The organism is Duganella sp. Root336D2 (assembly GCF_001425005.1).
Taxonomy (GTDB): domain Bacteria; phylum Pseudomonadota; class Gammaproteobacteria; order Burkholderiales; family Burkholderiaceae_D; genus Rugamonas.
Genome location: NZ_LMDB01000035.1, coordinates 1 through 18196 on the forward strand (window position 1 = coordinate 1; position 18196 = coordinate 18196).

Annotated in this window: 16 protein-coding genes; 13 read left to right on the top strand and 3 right to left on the bottom strand. The window is 60.7% G+C overall.

Translation table 11 applies throughout. The features are described 5' to 3' along the window. The 7 genes from ASD07_RS31845 to ASD07_RS20475 all read left to right on the top strand — a co-directional run. On the top strand, window positions 1-248 hold a 248-nt coding region (locus tag ASD07_RS31845; RefSeq protein WP_055934516.1), incomplete at its 5' end, for a hypothetical protein. 225 nt (window positions 249-473) lie between these two features. Beyond that, on the top strand, window positions 474-992 hold the full coding sequence (locus ASD07_RS20450; RefSeq protein WP_156398116.1) for a hypothetical protein: 519 nt from the start codon (window positions 474-476) through the stop codon (window positions 990-992). Window positions 993-1331: 339 nt separating this feature from the next. Then, window positions 1332-2405, top strand: coding sequence for a type II toxin-antitoxin system RnlA family toxin (locus tag ASD07_RS20455; protein ID WP_055934520.1), 1074 nt, complete (start codon window positions 1332-1334; stop codon window positions 2403-2405). Then, window positions 2406-2744 (top strand): type II toxin-antitoxin system RnlB family antitoxin, encoded by a 339-nt coding sequence (locus tag ASD07_RS20460; protein WP_055934522.1) that lies wholly within the window; start codon window positions 2406-2408, stop codon window positions 2742-2744. Between the two features lie 686 nt (window positions 2745-3430). Then, on the top strand, window positions 3431-5101 hold the full coding sequence (locus ASD07_RS20465; RefSeq protein WP_055934524.1) for a DEAD/DEAH box helicase: 1671 nt from the start codon (window positions 3431-3433) through the stop codon (window positions 5099-5101). 104 nt (window positions 5102-5205) lie between these two features. Next, a complete protein-coding gene (locus ASD07_RS20470) occupies window positions 5206-6105 on the top strand; it encodes a L,D-transpeptidase (protein WP_055934525.1) in 900 nt (299 codons plus the stop codon). Window positions 6106-6115: 10 nt separating this feature from the next. Then, window positions 6116-6886, top strand: coding sequence for a M23 family metallopeptidase (locus tag ASD07_RS20475; protein ID WP_055934527.1), 771 nt, complete (start codon window positions 6116-6118; stop codon window positions 6884-6886). Here ASD07_RS20475 and ASD07_RS20480 read toward each other — a convergent pair. Further along, window positions 6877-7413 carry a DUF882 domain-containing protein gene (locus ASD07_RS20480; RefSeq protein ID WP_055934529.1) on the bottom strand — a complete coding sequence of 179 codons (537 nt, stop codon included), beginning with the start codon at window positions 7411-7413 and terminating at the stop codon, window positions 6877-6879. The two genes, ASD07_RS20475 and ASD07_RS20480, sit on opposite strands and share 10 nt — an antisense overlap. Before the next feature lie 99 nt (window positions 7414-7512). Between ASD07_RS20480 and ASD07_RS20485 the strand changes: the two genes are divergently transcribed. From ASD07_RS20485 to ASD07_RS20505, 5 genes are all read left to right on the top strand, one after another. Continuing rightward, on the top strand, window positions 7513-7938 hold the full coding sequence (locus ASD07_RS20485; protein ID WP_055934531.1) for a MarR family winged helix-turn-helix transcriptional regulator: 426 nt from the start codon (window positions 7513-7515) through the stop codon (window positions 7936-7938). Next, window positions 7938-9197 carry an MFS transporter gene (locus tag ASD07_RS20490; RefSeq protein WP_055934533.1) on the top strand — a complete coding sequence of 420 codons (1260 nt, stop codon included), beginning with the start codon at window positions 7938-7940 and terminating at the stop codon, window positions 9195-9197. The genes ASD07_RS20485 and ASD07_RS20490 overlap by 1 nt, the downstream gene beginning before the upstream one ends. Window positions 9198-9207: 10 nt before the next feature. Further along, a complete protein-coding gene (locus tag ASD07_RS20495; RefSeq protein WP_055934535.1) occupies window positions 9208-10170 on the top strand; it encodes a LysR family transcriptional regulator in 963 nt (320 codons plus the stop codon). 190 nt (window positions 10171-10360) lie between these two features. Next, window positions 10361-11644, top strand: a complete 1284-nt coding sequence (locus ASD07_RS20500; RefSeq protein ID WP_055934537.1) for a Glu/Leu/Phe/Val dehydrogenase — start codon at window positions 10361-10363, stop codon at window positions 11642-11644. A gap of 106 nt (window positions 11645-11750) precedes the next feature. Then, complete coding sequence (locus ASD07_RS20505; protein ID WP_055934539.1) at window positions 11751-12983, top strand: malic enzyme-like NAD(P)-binding protein; 1233 nt, start codon at window positions 11751-11753, stop codon at window positions 12981-12983. Here ASD07_RS20505 and ASD07_RS30330 read toward each other — a convergent pair. After that, window positions 12874-14790 carry a DUF885 family protein gene (locus ASD07_RS30330; protein ID WP_082507468.1) on the bottom strand — a complete coding sequence of 639 codons (1917 nt, stop codon included), beginning with the start codon at window positions 14788-14790 and terminating at the stop codon, window positions 12874-12876. The two genes, ASD07_RS20505 and ASD07_RS30330, sit on opposite strands and share 110 nt — an antisense overlap. A 75-nt stretch (window positions 14791-14865) precedes the next feature. On the opposite strand from ASD07_RS30330, the gene ASD07_RS20515 reads away from it, so the two are divergent. Further along, on the top strand, window positions 14866-16932 hold the full coding sequence (locus ASD07_RS20515; RefSeq protein WP_055934543.1) for a S9 family peptidase: 2067 nt from the start codon (window positions 14866-14868) through the stop codon (window positions 16930-16932). A 30-nt stretch (window positions 16933-16962) separates the two neighbouring features. On the opposite strand, the gene senA is transcribed toward ASD07_RS20515, so the two are convergent. Continuing rightward, window positions 16963-18165, bottom strand: a complete 1203-nt coding sequence (gene senA, locus ASD07_RS20520) for a selenoneine synthase SenA (protein WP_055934545.1) — start codon at window positions 18163-18165, stop codon at window positions 16963-16965. Window positions 18166-18196: the final 31 nt, after the last annotated feature.

Consider the following 18196-nt stretch of genomic DNA (forward strand, 5'->3'; position numbering starts at 1 on the left):
AAAATGGTCGTCAGGATGGTCTGGAAGATACCGCCGCCAAGTTAGCGGGCAAATTCTCGCTTACTCCAGTGACTGAATTTCCGGTAATTCGAGGCGCCCTTTATTGTCTGCGCATTGAGGACGCCTCAAGAGCTTCAGTCCACATGGATTTTTCATTTGATGGCAATTCGATCAACGAAGTCGCGCCGAGCTTAGACGCTATGTGCGGAATGCTGTTAGATGATCCTAGAGCCTTGTACCTTCCCTAAACTTGGCGCCAAGTAAACGTCGTTTTTTGGAGACGGCGACGCGACTGGGTACAATCGGCCAACAGCGGAACTTGGCTGGAGGCGGACTTCCGTTTGACACTTAAGTGGCCAGGCAATAGCAACAAGGCTTTCTTGCGCCTATGGTCCGGCGGTGTCTTTGGAAACTTTCTGTAGACATGACGGGCACGAATGACCACCAGCCGTTGGACGGCAAAGAGAGGTGCTATGTCTAGTGCTACCGAACAAGGAGTCGTCTGGGATTTTTACAAGCCTCGACATACTCATGCATGGAACATGCTCCAAGTGGCTGCGCAGCAGCTTGCAAAGACCGCTAAGACAGTAGATTTCGAAACGGAATACGCGTGGGAGAATCTGATAATTCGCCTCTCGCTGTATCGCAACACAGTGAAAACATTGACGAATCTGCCCTCAGTGGCGCCTGATGCGGAACAAGCGCTCAGCCGCTTTGACGCTGAGTTTACTCAAGGCGGAAAGAACGCGCTCATCTCGCTAAGGAATATGTTCGAGCATTTCGACGACTATGCGACTGGAGCAGGACGCGGCCCTGCTGAAAGGAATCTTGACTTAGATCCTTGGCGCTCCATCGCCGTTGAAGAGTTCAGTCGGGGTCAGTTTAAGATTCTTCTTTCCCCGTCAATGGCAGCTGCCAACTACCTACGGTCTGATGCCGAGGCCGTCAGTGACAAGTTCATTCGTTGGTACGAGAGAGAAACGGCGCGCTAGTCGATGCAGCCACCTCCCCCGTTCGTCGAGAGGACGCTTTCCGGTAGCTATAGGGCGACCGGCGGCTTCGGAGTGGCAGCTGCGCTTGATGTGACAAAGTGCAAACCTTTCAACTCAGCAACATGCTGCGGCCAGGTACGGCCAGAAGCGGCCGCACGGTTGGCCGCACTGAGAGCGGGCATTGGTAGAGTGGGTTCTGCGCGTAGCAGGGTGCTCGCAAACCATACTTGCTAGACAGCCATCCGCAGCCGCAGGTACAATGAGAACCTTTTCTCTACAAGTCTGTGCTTTTACATCGTCCAGATAAGAGATTGCCCGTGCGCGTTCGAGGTGGAATGGATGTCTGACTATAAAGACCTGAATCTGAATCGGGAGACTCTGGATGCGAACATTCAGGGCTTCATGGTGTCGAACAGCTACATGCTGGACGGCGGAATTCAGTCGCTTGAAAAACGCAAACGAGTCGTCTTTGGTGCTGCGGGCTCTGAGTATGCTACCGTTGATCTGCACCTGAACGGGACAGGTACGACGACTGTCCAATGGCAGATGGGAAAGAACCAGCCAGTAGGCGAGCAACTTGCCGTCTACTTGAAAGCAACAATCAACCCTGCTGAGTTTGAGAATATAAACTATTCCCTTAAGGGGATCACTAGTGAGTCGTTTGATCCGATTCTGGATTGTCTTGAAGAGTCCGCTGACATTAAAATCACCCCTCTTCGAGATGAAGCGATTTGCAAGCAGGTGACACTGACAAGCGTTGCTCATCAGGATAGTCTCACGCTTACCCACCATCGCACGACAAGGGTTTTGCAGATTCAGGGCAAACCTCTTTCTTGTTATCGGCGGGTCATATTTATGCTCACCGATCTTCTGGACTTGAAGGGGCTTGAGCAAGTTTTGTATCGAAAAGATGACAGCAGCGCGGAAATTGTCCGGAAGGAGATGGCTGAAGATTACCTGAAGGGATTTTTCCCTCGTAGCTATGGCGATCTGCCGGAGGCAGTCAAAAAACTGTTAATTTCTAGCTGCTGCGTCAAGTTGGCAGCTCCGAAGCTGCCTGACTATTGCTTGTTGCTTTATCCTGACCTGCGCTCGTTGGAAGGCGTCCTGAAACAGGAGATGAGCGGCTACTTGATGTCCGTTGAAGACGCCGACGATGGGTTCGGCGAATTCTTTGACGTTAAGCATGGCGTATGTACGCTGAAGCCTAAGTATGAGGCCGCTGTTGGGCACGCGGCGATGGTAGATGCCTTTAACAAAGGCTATACTTTTTTCAGGAAGCACCGTCATACAATTTTCCACATGGAGGAATTTCCTGATGGTAGCAGAATGATAGATACGTTGGATAAGGCCATTAGTCTGTCAAAAGATGCTTATGCAGCTATCGACGGACTTTATACGGCGAGAATGTAAATGATTAAGACACTTCGCATTGTCGGTGAAATCGCAGTGGTTACAGCCACGGCTGATTTTCATCCTTTGCGCCAGACAAAGCAACTCACTACAGAACTCGGCCGTTTGGGTTTCGAGGGTGTGGTGCTGTTCGATTTGCTAGCTGTCAATGGACTGACCTCAAATCGTTTCGCTTCCATGAAATTCGGCGAGAACGGATTTGATCGCACGTCATTTGCAGTTGAGTCCGACGTTAGTTTAAGCATTCAGGACGAACAAGACTCGATTGCCAAGAGCGATCCGACATTTCTTCTCGGTAGCGTCCTCTCGTCTGGCGAATTGAAAAAATTCGCGCACTAGCCTGCCAATCCCATTAGCATTGTTACCCGTGCGCTTAGGCATACTGTGCCAGTAATAGATTTTTCGAGCTAAACAAGTGCTTGCTAGGCAAGCTCAGAGAGTCGTGGCCGGTCTTGAGCCTGGAAGAAGGCAAAGCCGGAATCCGAGGCTTGTCCATGGCAGCAGAGGCTGACTGCGGGATTACTCTGGCACGTCCGGGCTTCGTTTTCTGAGGGTCTGCTTTTCTTTTCGCCGACCGTCCGCAACGGGGCGGAAGCGGCCATTCGCCTCTCCTTGAACGTGACCTCATGTAAGCCCAGGCATGGCGCAGACATTCGCAGCCATCGTTGAAGTATAACCTGGACGACACCCGAGGCGTGATCTTCACGTCGCGCAAGCAATGCAATATTGCTCTGCCGCAAACCCAAACGAAAGCTACCGCGCGGCCGGGATTCCATGTATAATTCACCGCTTGTGCGCTGCAACACATCAACGCAGCTGAAAATAACAACACAAATAGCAGCTTCGCGAAACTATCTGCCGCATTCCGAAACACTGGATGCCGCCTTAAAAGCCCCCCCGCCCTGCGTGTCGTAGTCCAATGACACCGTCCCGGCGCAAAGCTTTTGTGCCGAAATTTCTATACAAATAGAGTCGTTTCGTTCTGGTTTAGCGTAGCTTTTTTTCGCTTTTTACGAAAGATATACATGACTTTTGAAGCACTTGGTCTCAACACGTCCATCCTCAATGCACTGACCGAATCCGGCTACACCAAGCCGACCGGGGTCCAGGAGCAGGCAATCCCTGCGGCGATTGCGGGCAAGGACCTGTTGGTTTCCTCGCAAACCGGCTCCGGCAAGACCGCGGCCTTCATGCTGCCATCGCTGAACCGCCTGGCCGCAGACAGCTTCTCCGGCAACGCCGGCAAGACCGCAGCGCAGGAAGCGCAGTCGGCGCGCGCACGCGGCGAGCGCCCACGCTTCCGCCCTGCCCAGCCAAAAATGCTGGTGCTGACCCCGACCCGTGAACTGGCCCTGCAAGTCACCACCAACACCGCCAAGTACTGCTCGAACCTGCGCCAGATCCGCGCCGTGTCGATCCTGGGCGGCATGCCTTACCCGAAGCAGATGCAACTGCTGGCGAAGAATCCGGAAGTCCTGGTCGCGACCCCAGGCCGCCTGATCGACCATATGGAACAAGGCAAGATCGACTTCTCCCAACTCCAGATCCTGGTGCTGGACGAAGCCGACCGCATGCTGGACATGGGCTTCATCGACGACATCGAGAAGATCGTTGCCGCCACCCCTGCTTCGCGCCAGACCATGCTGTTCTCGGCAACCCTGGACGGCGTGGTGGGCAATATGGCCCGCCGCATCACCAAGGACCCGCTGACCATCCAGGTTAACAGCACCACCACCAAGCACGAAAACATCTCCCAGCGCGTGCACTTCGTGGACGACCTGTCGCACAAGAACCGCCTGCTGGACCACCTGCTGCGCGACGAAACCATGGACCAGGCAGTGGTCTTCACCGCCACCAAGCGTGACGCCGATACCATCGCCGACCGCCTGAACATCGCCGGCTTCTCCGCCGCCGCGCTGCACGGCGACATGCACCAGGGCGCGCGTAACCGCACCCTGGACGGCCTGCGCCGCGGTAACGTGAAGGTGCTGGTTGCAACCGACGTGGCGGCTCGCGGTATCGACGTGCCGAACATCACCCACGTGTTCAACTACGACCTGCCGAAGTTCCCTGAGGATTACGTGCACCGCATTGGCCGTACCGGCCGCGCAGGCCGCAATGGTGTCGCCGTTTCGCTGGTGAACCACGCGGAAAACATGCTGGTGCGCCGCATCGAGCGCCTGACCCACCAGCCGATCCCGGTCGAAGTGATCGAAGGCTTCGAGCCTAAGCGTGCAGCGCCTTCGCGTTCCGCAGCGCGTCCGGGCTGGAAACCAGGCGACGGCCGCAATGCCAAGCCGGGCCAGCGTTCGTTCTCGAACCCGCGTTCCGAAGGCAGCCACTATCGCAGCGAAGGCAATCCGTTTGCCGGCGAGCGTAAAGAAGGCGGCTTCCGCAACCGCAACGAAGGCGGCCAGCGTGCCGAAGGCGGTTTCCGTACCGAGCGCACCGATGGCGGCTTCCGCAACCGTAATGAAGGCGGCTTCCGCGCCGAGCGTCCAGCCGAAGGCGGTTTCCGCAATCGCGCCGACGGCGGTGGTTTCCGCGCTGAGCGTCCTGCAGAAGGCGGCGTCCGCAAGGAAGGCAGCGGTTTCCGTGAGCGCGGCGAGAGCACCTTCCGCAATCGCGACCGCGATGCCGGCGGTTTCAAAGGCCCACGTACCGATGCACCGCGCCGTCCATGGGGCGACCGCTAATCCTTAGCATGCAATAAGCAAGGCCGCCCGGGCAACCTGGCGGCCTTTTTTCTTTTGTACGTTACCGAACGGAGCCGCCTTGAAAACGGCGCGACACTGCGCCCATGAGAACAACCCTGATCGCCCTGTTAATAGCCAGCACGGGCGCGCATGCGGCCCAGGACTCGCCCTCCCCAACCGTGCGCGCCCAAGTGCTGCTGGACCGGGCCAACTTCTCCGGTGGCCAGATCGATGGCGCGGCTGGCAGCAATATGCGGCAGGCCCTGGCCGGCTTCCAGCGGGCGCATAACTTGCCGCAGACAGGCAAGCCGGATGACGCAACGCTGGCTGCGCTTGACGACGGCCAACCGGTGCTGGCCGAATACACCATCACCGATGCCGATGTCGCCGGGCCGTTCGAGCCGGTGCCCGAGGAAATGGCCGATAAGGCAAAGATGCAGGCGCTGGGCTACTCGAGTGCTGCCGAAGCCTTGGGAGAACGCTTCCACGCCAGCCCCGCCTTGCTGCGCAAGCTAAATCCAGGCAAGGATATCGAACAGGCGGGCACGCGCATCCTGGTGCCGAATATCGGCGGCGAGCGTCCCTTGCCGAAAGCCGCCAGCCTGGTGGTGGACCGCAGCGCCAGCACCGTGACCCTGCTCGATGCGGGCGGCAAGGTGATTGCGCAGGTGCCCGCCAGTACCGGCAGCGAGCATGATCCGCTGCCGATCGGACAGTGGAAAGTGAATGGCGTGGCACGCAACCCGCCCTTCCACTACAACCCGCAATTGTTCTGGGATGCGCGGCCTGGCGAGAGCAAGGCCACCATCCCGCCCGGACCGAACAACCCGGTCGGCGTCGTGTGGATCGACCTGTCGAAAGATCATTACGGCATCCACGGCACACCGGAACCCGCCAAGATCGGCAAAACGCAGTCGCACGGCTGCATCCGGCTCGCCAACTGGGACGCCGCGCGCGTCGCCGATGCCGTGGGGCCCGGGACGCCAGTCGTGCTTCAGGAATAAGGAGGCTGCCATGAGACCCATAGGCGCATTCGGTACCCTGATTGCCGGCATCGTCCTTGGTGCCGCGGGCACGCTGCTGTTGCTTAGCCGCGTGCCGCTCGATAACCGCGAGACCGCGGCCATTACGATTCCCGGCGACCGGCCAGCGCCTGTGACGCCGACGGTACCGGCGGCTAACTCCCCCGTGATCGAACCAGCGGCGACCGGACCCGCACCGGTACTCGCGCCGGCCCAGGCGGCACCTGTCGCTCCGCCGCAAGTGGCCAGCGCCGGCAAGGCGGGCGACTCCCTGGCCGGCATGCGCCCGGCCGATACCAGCGGAACTGGCGGCCTGGTAGCCAGCGGAAGCGGCAGCTCGCTCATGATCCCCGTGGCCGGCGTGAAGCCCGCACAAATCCAGGATACCTATAGCCAGCCGCGCGGTTCCGAACGCATGCATGAAGCGCTGGACATCCTCGCGCCCATCGGCACGCCGGTCTACGCGGTGGCGGACGGCAGGATCGCCAAGCTGTTCACCAGCAAACCCGGCGGCCTGACGATCTACCAGTTTGACCCGAACGAGAAATACTCCTACTACTACGCCCACCTGGACCACTATGCCACCGCGCTAAAAGAAGGCCAGCAGGTAAAGCGCGGGGAACTGATAGGCTATGTGGGCACCACCGGCAATGCCGATCCCGCGGCGCCGCACCTGCATTTCGCCATGTTTGAACTGGGCCAGGAAAAGAACTGGTGGCAGGGCAAACCGGTCAACCCCTACCCTCTGCTTGCTCACCAGTGACGGACGCGACCCGTGTCCATGTGCACGAACTGTGACGTCGGGTAGTAGCCAACGCCACCGCTTTTCAACGCCAGCGCGGCCTTGTGCAGCCGTTCCAGGTCGCGCCCCGGGATGCGCACGTCAATCGCCTTCCCTTCGATATGCATGCTGTGCTTCGCCACGCCGCCACTGGCCTCGGCCAGCTTCTGGTTGGACTCCGGCGAGCGATAGCCCGATATCACGTGGATCACTTCATGGTTACTGAACTGCGCGCTGACACGGTCGAGCAGCAGAATCAGCTCGGGATCGATGGCTGCGATCTTGTCGTTGCGATGGTCGCGCAGCAGGTGGTTGATATCCTGCAGCGCCTCAGGGATGAACTGTCCTTCGGCCCAGAACATGGTGCGCAGGGTTTCGCCGGTATGCGTGTTGTAGAAGCGCAGGCTACGCTCATGCGGCGCCGCAATGGCTGCGCGCGCCATCGCCGGCAACGCCAAGGCCGAAGCCACAGCGACGGAACTCTTGAGGAATGATCTGCGCTGGTTCATGACTGTAGTCTACCGCTGACACCGATATGAATGTTTTTATGGCGCGCGGCAAGAAGTTTCGATATACTTGATTACTCAAGCACTTTTCAATGATCAATCATGGATAACGCACTCGAATTCTGCCTGCGCCTTGCGCGCGCCCACGCCACCATCATTCGCCGCCTCGACACTGTGCTGGGCGGCCACCACGGCCTGAGTTTCAGCGACTTCATGCTGCTGCAAAGCCTCGCCAATGCGCCGGGCGGCCGCCTGCGCCGCGTCGACCTGGCCGACCGCCTGGGACTGACCGCTTCCGGCGTCACGCGCACCCTGCTGCCGCTGGAGAAAACCGGCTGGGTGGCACGCCAGGCCGACGAACGCGACGCGCGCGTCGGTTATGCCGTGATTACGGCCGCAGGGCACGCGCTGCTCGACAACGCCCAGCGCACCGCCAACGAATATGCAGCGGACCTGCTGCGCCACTCAAACGACGAAGAGCTGGCGCCATTGAACGCCGTTCTCGCCAACCTGATCGGACCCCAATAATGACTCCCAGTCCCAGCCTGAAATCCAATGCCAATTTCCGCTGGCTGCTCAGCGGCGGCATCCTGTCCATGCTGGGCGATCAATTCACGCTGATCGCCCTGCCCTGGCTCGTACTGAAACTCACCGGCGACCCGCTGTCGCTTGGCCTGGTGCTTGCCCTGTTGGGCGCACCGCGCGCCATCTTCATCCTGATCGGCGGCGCCGTGGTGGACCGCTATTCACCGAAGCGCGTGCTGATGCTGACCAAGCATGCCAGCGCCTTGCTGGTAGGCGCCCTGGCCGTGCTTGCGCTGACCGGCAACGCGACGCTGCCGCTGGTCTACGCACTGTCGCTCGGCATCGGCCTGGCGCAGGCGTTTGCTTTTCCGTCCGGCAGTTCAATCATGCCGCGCACCATTCCGCCGGAACTGCTGCAGGCCGCCAACGGCGCCACCATGGGCGTGCGCCAGGTCGGCATGCTTGTCGGGCCTTTGCTTGCCGCGCTGCTGCTGGCTATCGGCGATGCAGGCGATGCGACGGGCGGCATGCGCGCGCTCGGCCTGGCTTTCGCGTTCGACAGCCTGAGCTTCATGGCCTCAGCATGGACCTTGTCCCGCGTGGTGCCGCTGGGAGGAGCGAAGCCGCCGGTGCCGCAAAACGTGCTGCATGCGGTCGGCGAAGGCTTGCTGGCAGTATGGCGCGACGCGGAGATGCGCACTTGCTTCGCCTACTGGGGCCTGGTGTCGGTGCTGATCGGCGGCACCATGCAGGTAGCCCTGCCCGTGCTGGCCAAAGAGCGCCTGCATGATGGCTCCGCCTTCGGCCTGCTGATGGCCGCCCACGGCGCCGGCATGCTGGCGGGCATGGCATTCTCCGGCATGACCGCCAAGTACAACGCTGGGAAGCCGGTGCGTATTGGCCTGCTCGCCTTGTCGGTCGATGCCATGGCCGGCCTGTTGATCATGCCGCTGGGCCTGATCACCGCGGCGTGGCAAGGTGGTTTGCTCCTGCTGTCGCTCGGCGCGCTGGTGGGCCTGGTGCAGGTGGCCGTGTTCACCTGGATCCAGAAGCGCGTACAGCCGCAGATGATGGGGCGCATCATGAGCATCTTCATGTTCATCCTGTTCGGCCTGGCGCCATTGTCTTCGGCGGCAACCGGCTGGATCATGCAAAGCGCGACCCTGCCGCAAATGTTCTTCGGCGGTGGCGTAATCCTGGTGGTTTGCGCTACGCTTGCGTTGCTGTTCACGCCGATGCGCCGCATCGCAACCGCTGCTTAGGATCTCGTACATGGAAACAAAATGGCTGGAAGATTTTATCTCGCTGGTTGAAACGAATAGTTTCAGCCGCTCCGCGCAACTGCGCCACGTCACGCAGCCAGCGTTTTCGCGGCGCATCCAGTCGCTGGAAAACTGGCTGGGCATGGACTTGATCGACCGCACTTCCTACCCCACGCGCGTGACGCCGGCGGGTCTGGTGTTCTACGAGCAGGCGCTGGAAATGCTCAGCCAGATCAATGGCGTGCGCGAACTGTTGCGCGGCAAGCGGGCAGCGGCGCAGAACAGCATCGACCTTGCGGTGCCGCACACGCTGTCGCTGACCTTCGTCCCGAAATGGATCACGCAGCTGGAAAAGGAATTCGCGCCGATCAATTCGCGCCTGATGGCCTTGAACGTGCACGATGCGGTGCTGCAGCTGGTGGAAGGCGGCTGCGACCTTCTGCTTTGCTACCACCATCCGCGCCAGCCGGTGCAGCTTGATCCGGGGCGCTACGACATGCTGGTACTGGGGCGCGAGGCTTTGCGCGCTTATGCACGCTGCGACAAGGCGAAGCTGCCGGAGTTCGTGCTGCCGGGGCGGAAGACCTCGCCGCTGCCCTTCCTTTCCTACACCACCAATGCCTATTTGGGGCGCATGGTCGACCTGATCGTAGCGGATGCGAAGCAGGCTTTGCACCTTGAGACCCACTACGAAACCGATATGGCGGAAGGCTTGAAGATGATGGCGCTCGAGGGACGCGGGATCGCCTTCCTGCCTGAATCGGCAGTGACACGCGAGGTGAAACAAAAGCTGCTGGCGCCTGCCGATGGCGGGCGGGCGGAATGGGAAATCGAGATGGAGATCCGGCTTTATCGCGAGCGGCCAAGCACGGCGCGGCCTGGGAAAGCCATCGTGGCGCGTTTGTGGGAGCACTTGGCGGAAAGGCAAAAGCCCGCTTCGGCGAAACGGCGCGTGCCGGCTTCGGACCGCTAAAACCGGTAAACCAGTGTCAGACCCACAGGGTCTGACACTGGTTTACCGGTTTGTAGTTTTGGTTCAGAAACATGCCATTCCGACACGTTATGCAAATTTTGCATAACCGGATGCGCACTCGGCATTGGCTTCGGCTATTGCGCAGGAATAAGATTCGCCGCGTTACCGAACAACCTGAGCGAGTCACACAATGACCAACCACGTCTTGCCGTCTTACCTCAACGCTGAAGATCTCGGCCCTTGGGGCCAGTACCTGAAACAAATTGATCGCGTCACCCCTCACCTGGGCGGCCTGTCCCGCTGGGTTGAAACCCTGAAGCGCCCAAAGCGCATCCTCGTTGTCGACGTTCCGATCGAACGTGACGACGGCTCGATCGCCCACTACGAAGGCTATCGCGTTCAACACAATATGTCGCGCGGCCCTGGCAAGGGTGGCGTACGCTTCCATCAGGATGTAACCCTGTCGGAAGTAATGGCCCTTTCGGCATGGATGACGGTGAAAAACGCCGCCGTCAACGTGCCATACGGTGGCGCAAAAGGTGGTATCCGTGTCGATCCAAAGACCCTGTCCAAAGGTGAACTGCAGCGCCTGACCCGCCGCTACACCAGCGAGATCAGCCTGATCATTGGCCCGACCAAGGATATCCCTGCGCCGGACGTCAACACCAACGAACAGGTGATGGCGTGGATGATGGACTCCTACGCCATGATCGAAGGCAACCTGTCGACCGGCGTCGTAACCGGCAAGCCGATCTCGATGGGCGGCTCGCTGGGCCGTCGTGAAGCAACCGGCCGCGGCGTGTTCGTGACCGGCCGTGAAGCTGCTGCAAAGCGCGGCGTGGCAATCGCCGGCGCACGCATTGCAATCCAGGGCTTCGGCAACGTGGGCGGCATCGCTGCCAACATGTTCGCTGATGCCGGCTCGAAGATCATCGCAGTGCAGGATCACACCGGCACCGTGGTGCACCAGGGCGGCCTGAATGTGGCTGAACTGCACAAGCACGTAGCGGAAACCGGCGGTGTCGCTGGCTTCGCAGGTGCAGAAGCAACCCAGGACCGCGATTCCTTCTGGGGCATCGAGTCCGACATCCTGGTACCGGCAGCACTGGAACAGCAGATCACCGCCAAGAACGCCGGCCAGATCCGCACCAAGATCATCCTGGAAGGCGCCAACGGCCCAACCACCCCTGAAGCGGACGACATCCTGAACGAAAAAGACATCCTGATCGTTCCGGACGTACTGTGTAACGCCGGCGGCGTGACCGTGTCCTACTTCGAATGGGTGCAGGACTTCTCCTCCTTCTTCTGGAGCGAGGAAGAAATCAATGCACGCCTGACCCGCATCATGCAGGACGCGTTCAACTCCGTGTGGGAAGTGTCGCAAGAGAAGAAAGTCTCGCTGCGCACCGCAACCTTCATCCTGGCCTGCACCCGCGTGCTGGCCGCCCGCGAAGTTCGTGGCCTGTACCCTTAATCACACGCAAGCAGGGGCGCCCGCGTAGCGCCCTGCAGCATACGCCCGCACCGGCTAAACTGGCCTGTAGCGGGCGTTTTTCGCAGAATAAAAGGAGAAGTACAGAATGAGCAGTCTTGAACAAAAGGCACTGGAATATCACAAGGCCGGCACGCCCGGCAAAGTGGCCATTGCAGTGACCAAGAGCGTCGCCAGCCAGGAAGACCTGGCCCTGGCCTACTCGCCTGGCGTAGCGGCGCCTTGCGTGGAAATCGCACGCGATCCGGCACTGGCCTATGAATACACGGCCAAAGGCAACCTGGTGGCAGTCATCACCAACGGTACCGCGGTGCTGGGCCTGGGCAATATCGGCGCACTGGCCGGCAAGCCGGTCATGGAAGGCAAGTCCATCCTGTTCAAGAAATTCGCCGGCATCGATTCCTTCGACATCGAACTGGACGAAACCGATCCGGACAAGCTGGTCGACATCATCGCAGCCATGCATCCGACCTTCGGCGGCATCAACCTGGAAGACATCAAGGCGCCGGAGTGCTTCTACATCGAGCGCAAGCTGCGTGAACGCCTGAGCATTCCGGTGTTCCACGACGACCAGCACGGCACCGCGATTGTGGTCGGCGCGGGCATGCTGAACGCCGTTGAAATGACCGGCCGCGATATCGCCGAGGTGAAGATCGTCTGCTCCGGCGCCGGCGCAGCGGCCATCGCCTGCCTGGAACTGCTGGTGGACATCGGTGCACGCCGCGAGAACATCTTCGTATGCGACTCCAAAGGCGTGCTGAGCAGGGCCCGCAACCTGACCGGCGAGAAAGCCGACTGGGCGCAGGACACTAATGCCACCACCCTGTCCGACGTGATGGAAGGCGCAGACGTGTTCCTCGGCGTATCCGGTCCTGGCGTACTGTCGCAAGCCGACGTGCAACGCATGAAGAAGCAGCCGATCGTGTTCACCCTGGCCAACCCGGAGCCGGAACTGCGTCCGGAACTGGTACGCGAAGTGGCACCGGACGCGATCATCGCCACCGGCCGCTCCGACTACCCGAACCAGATCAACAACGCGCTGTGCTTCCCATACCTGTTCCGCGCCGCGCTGGACACCGGCGCCACCACTATCAACCAGGAAATGAAGCGCGCCTGCGTGACCGCCCTGGCCGGCCTGGCGCACAGTGATGCCCGCTTCGGCAAAGACTACGTGGTACCCGGCCTGCTGGACGACCGCCTGCTGCCAACCGTCACCCCGAAGATCGCGCAAGCCGCGATGCGCAGCGGCGTCGCCCGGAAAGAGCTCGACATGACCGCCTACTTCGAACGCCTCGAAGCACTCGGCAAGCACCTTCTGTAATTAAAGTCGGGGTCAGCTCCRGCACCATCATCGGCAAAGCGCCGTGGCTCAGGACTTCATTATGGAAGTCCTTGAGGTCGAACTTGTCGCCCAGTTCGCTGCGCGCCTTCTCGCGTAATCCCAGTATCGACAGCATCCCCACCTTGTAGGCCAGCGCTTGTCCAGGCGAGACGATGTAGCGTTCCACTTCCGCGGTCGCTTCCTGTTCGGACATGCCGGTATTTTCCATCATGTATTCGATGGCTTCCTCATGCTTCCAGCGTTTGTAGTGAATGCCGGTGTCAACTACCAGCCGTGCGGCCCGCATCATGTCGTCGCGCAATCGGCCCAACTGGTCCAGCGGATCGGGGGTCAGGCCCATTTCGGAAGCCAGCCGCTCCGCATACAGTCCCCAACCTTCCTGGTATGCAGAAAAACTGATCACGCGGCGGAAAAACGGCACACCCTTCATCTCCTGCGCCAGCGATACCTGGAAATGGTGGCCCGGCATGACTTCGTGGAAGACCGTGCTGCGCATGCCGAACTTCGGCGTGTCTTTCAGCGAGCGCAAGTTCGCATAGAACACGCCGGGCCGCGAGCCATCCATTGCACCTGGTATGTAATAGGCGCTGGGCGCGGTTGCGGCCGATTCGATGGGGGCAGGACGCACTTCGATCGCAGCCTTGGGGCGCGTAGTAAATGCGTCGGCCAGCTTTTCGTCGGCTTCCTTCATGATGGCGCGATATTCGGCCAGCATTTCCTTGCGGCCTTCGTCGGTATCGGGATAGCGGTACTTCGGATCGCGCTGCAGCTGCTGCATGCGCTCGCCGACGCTCCCCTCCTCCAGCCCGATCTGGCGCAGCAGCCGGTCCATGATGCCGGTGATGCGGTCGACATCGGCCAGCCCCAGTTCATGCACGCGCTGCGGGGTCAGGTTGGTCGAGGTGTGATAGCGCACGCACCAGGCGTAATATTCGTCGCCGTTCGGCAGCGCCCAGGCGCCATCGTTGGAGTGCGCACGTCCTTGCAGGTCGACGAAATGGCGGATCAATCCGGCATAGGCCGGATACACGCTCTTCTGGATTGCGTCAGCCACGCCCTGCAGCAATTCATCGCGCACCTTCTCACTCATGTCGGACAGCGGAATCGCGTCAAGCTTGGACTTGAAGCTGGTGTACAGCATGTTCTCGCGCGCCGGTCGGCCGGCGAAGCCATGCATCTGCAACAGCACTTTCTCGACCAGGAACTGCGGCGGCAGGATACCGGCGGCTTGCTGTGCGCGCAGGCTCTCGATCAATTGTTCGAACTTGCGCGGGAATTTCTGCAGGCGGGCGATATAGCTTTCCGCTTCGCTGCGGTTGCTGACGCGATGTACGTCGTTCATGAATTCAGGCAGCGCGCTTTGCAGGCCGTGCACCTGGTTGACCGGAAATTCATGCAGCTGGAAGCGCTCGCCTTCCACCATGGTGCCCAGATAATAATGCAGCGTGTCGTAGGACAGCTGCGCCTCGCGTCCCAGCTCGTTGCGGTCATAGCGATCGAGCATGGCCAGGTTGTCCTTCATGTCCTGGAAGATCTCGTGCCGGCGCCGGGGCGATTCGTCGTCCAGCCGTGAGCTGGAAAAATCCAGCCAGCCCGGCAGCACGTGCAGGCGGGACATCATCTCCGGGCTCTTCAGCGCGGCCGCGGCAAAGCCGCGCATGTAAAACCACTCGAGCTTGAGCGGTTTCGAATACCACGTTTGCGTCAACAGCACGGCGCCGGCGCACAAGGCGGCAGTAGCACCGGTCAATCCCCAGACCGCGATTTTTTTGGCATTGATCTCCATGCACGAAATATTACAGTATCATGCCGCTTGGCCAGCCATCAGCTGGCGGATTTGATAACAGACCGGAGATCCCGAATGACCTTACGCCTGCTGGTATTGGGCGCCGCCATCGCTGCGGCTACCAATGCCGTTGCCGCCCCGCGCGGCCTGACCATCGAAGACCTGGCGAGCATGGACCGTGTCGGCAGCCCTGTGCTGTCGCCGGATGCAAGCCGCGTGGTGTACACCGTGCGCGCCACCAATATGGAAAAGAACCGCGGCATCACGCAACTGTGGATGATCGACCTGAAGGCCGCCAAGGCGGCACCGGTCCAGCTGACCCAGCACGATGCCAGTAGCAGCCAGCCGCAATGGTCCCCTTCCGGCGATGCCGTGTACTTCGTCAGCGGCCGCTCGGGTTCCGCGCAAGTGTGGCGCCTGCCGATGAACGCCGGCGGCGAAGCCGTTCGGATCACCGATTACCCGCTGGGCGTGGAGAGCTTCCGCCTGTCGCCAAAGGGCGACCGCCTGGCCATGGCCTTTGAAGTGTTCCGCGATTGCGCCGACCTGGCCTGCACCAAAAAACGCCTGGACGACAAGTCCAAGAACAAGGCCACCGGCATGCTGTACAACGAAATGTTCGTGCGCCACTGGGATACCTGGGCCGACGGCCGCCGCAATGTGCTGTACTCGGCGCCGATCGACGCCGCAGGCAAGGCAGGCGCACCGGTCAGCCTGAGCGGCGCGCTGGACGGCGACGTGCACTCCAAGCCTTTCGGCGACAACGCCGACTACCAGTTCTCGCCGGACGGCGAGAAGGTGGTGTTCTCGGCACGCGTGGCCGGCAAGGCCGAATCCTGGTCCACCAACTTCGACCTGTATGAAGTACCTGCCGCCGGCGGCGCTGCCCCGCGCAACCTGACTGCGGAAAATCCGGCATGGGATGCCAAGCCTTCCTTCTCCCCGGATGGCAAGACCATGGCCTACCTGATGATGAAGCGCCCGGGCTTCGAAGCCGACCGCTTCCACCTGGTACTGATGGATGTCGCCACCGGTAAGAAGCGCGTGGTAGCACAGGACTGGGACCGCTCGATCGCCGACTACAAGTGGCGCACCGACGGCAAGGCCCTGCTGGCCAACGCCGACGATATCGGCAACCACCGCCTGTTCTCGATCGATGCCGCATCCGGCAAGGTCACCGCGCTCACCGGCAAAGGCTACGCTGGCGAATTCGATACCCAAAAAGACACCGTGATCTCCGCCGCGGCCTCGCTGGGCGGCGCGGCGCAACTGGTCAAGCTGAAGACCGAGGGCGCCGAGCAGAAAGGCACCCAACTGACCTGGGCCAACGCTGATCGCCTGAAAGACGTCAAGATGGCGGAGTACGAACAGTTCTCCTTCAAAGGTGCGAACGGCGAAACCGTGTACGGCCACGTGATGAAGCCTTGGAACTACGAACCGGGCAAGAAATACCCGGTGGCCTTCCTGGTGCACGGCGGCCCGCAGGGCAGCTTCGGCAATAGCTGGAGCTACCGCTGGAATCCGCAGGTGTATGCCGGCGCCGGCTACGCTTCGGTGTTCATCGACTTCCACGGTTCGACCGGCTACGGCCAGGGCTTCACCGATTCGATCAGCAACGACTGGGGCGGCAAGCCGCTGGAGGACCTGCAGAAAGGCCTGGCGGCAGCCGTCGCCAAGTACGACTTCCTGGACGGCCAGAACGCCTGCGCCCTGGGCGCATCCTACGGCGGCTTCATGATGAACTGGATCGAAGGCAACTGGAGCGACGGCTTCAAGTGCATCGTCAACCACGACGGCGTATTCGACCAGCGCGGCATGGCCTACTCCACCGAAGAGCTGTGGTTCACCGAATGGGACAACGGCGGCACCTACTACGCCAACCCGAACGGCTACGAGAAGTTCAACCCGGTGCACCATGTGGCCAAATGGAAGACCCCGATGCTGGTGGTACAGGGCGACCTGGACTTCCGCATCCCGACCGCACAGGCACTGGGCACCTTCACCGCGCTGCAGCGCCAGGGCATCGAGTCCAAGCTGCTGGTATTCCCCGACGAGAACCACTGGGTGCTGAAGCCTGCCAATTCGATCCTGTGGCACCACACCGTGATCGGCTGGCTGGATGACCACCTGAAGAAGAAATAAAGAACCAGAGCCGCCTCCGGGCGGCTTTTTTCATTCAAAAGCGCAGGTACGGAAGCCGTTGAAGATATCGTCCCGTTCCGGCAGGTAGAAATTGCGGAACTTGGCCGAGCCTAGCCGCGACGGCGTGGCGAACGAAGCACCACGCAGCACCTGGTGGGTGCTGAACCACGGCGCCGAATACTCGCGATAGCGGTCGGCAGTAAAACCGGGATACGGCTCGAACGGCGACGCCGTCCACTCCCACAATTGCCCCCAGCGGAAAGCCGGATGGCCATGCAGGGCAGCATATTCCCATTCCATCTCAGTCGGCAGCCGGCGGTTGGCCCAGGCGCAGTAGGCCTGGGCCTCGTATAAGGACACATGCCGCACCGGTTCATGCGCCGCCAGGGTTGTGAGCCGGCCGAAGCGCATGGTGCGCCACTGCCCATTGTCGCGGCGCCAGTAGCGCGGTGCTGAACGCTCCTGCCGCAGCAGCCAGTCGGTGCCGGAATTGCTCCAGAATTCGCGCCGCTCATAGCCGCCGTCTTCCACGAAGTCGGCGTACTGGGCGTTGGTCACCAGCGTGGAATCCATGCGGAACGGCGCAACGTAGCAGGGATGGGCGAATTTCTCGTTATCGAAGATGAAGCCCCCCGTATCCGCTGCGCTCCCCAGTTGCAGCGTGCCGCCTGGGAAGCCAATGTCGCCCGGCGCACCGGAAGCTCGTTCGTCGTGGGTCAGGTGGGCCGGCGCCTGCAAGCCCAGGGTTTGCAAGGTATAGAGGAAGGCCTCGCCGTGCATATCCTCGTGGGCCAGCGCCAGCCGGTACGGGTACAGCGCTTCGTCCGTATTCGCTTCACGCGACAATTTGTCCAGGACGCGATCAAGCACTTCGTGGCAGTAGGTCTTGACACCGCCGGTAGTCGGCAGGTCGAGGCTCCAGCGGCTGCGGTGCGGCACCATATTGGAATCGAACCAGTCGTCGCCTTTGCGCAGCAAGGACATGTACAGCGCATCCGCCGGATGGCTGGAAATCGCTTCGCGCAACACGAACCATTCGGCAAACCAGGCGGTGTGGCCCAGCTCCCACAACGGCGGATTCACGATGCGAATTTGCGGCACGCGCATCGAGACATCCATGCCGGCGGCGGCAAAGCATTCGAAAAGGCTCAGCGTATAATGGCGCGCAGCCTGTAAGGCATCGGCAAGTTGCTGTGTTCGGGCGGTACGGAACGAGGCGTGGATGGCATTCATGGATCGATTGTAGCGATATTTGGGCAAAATA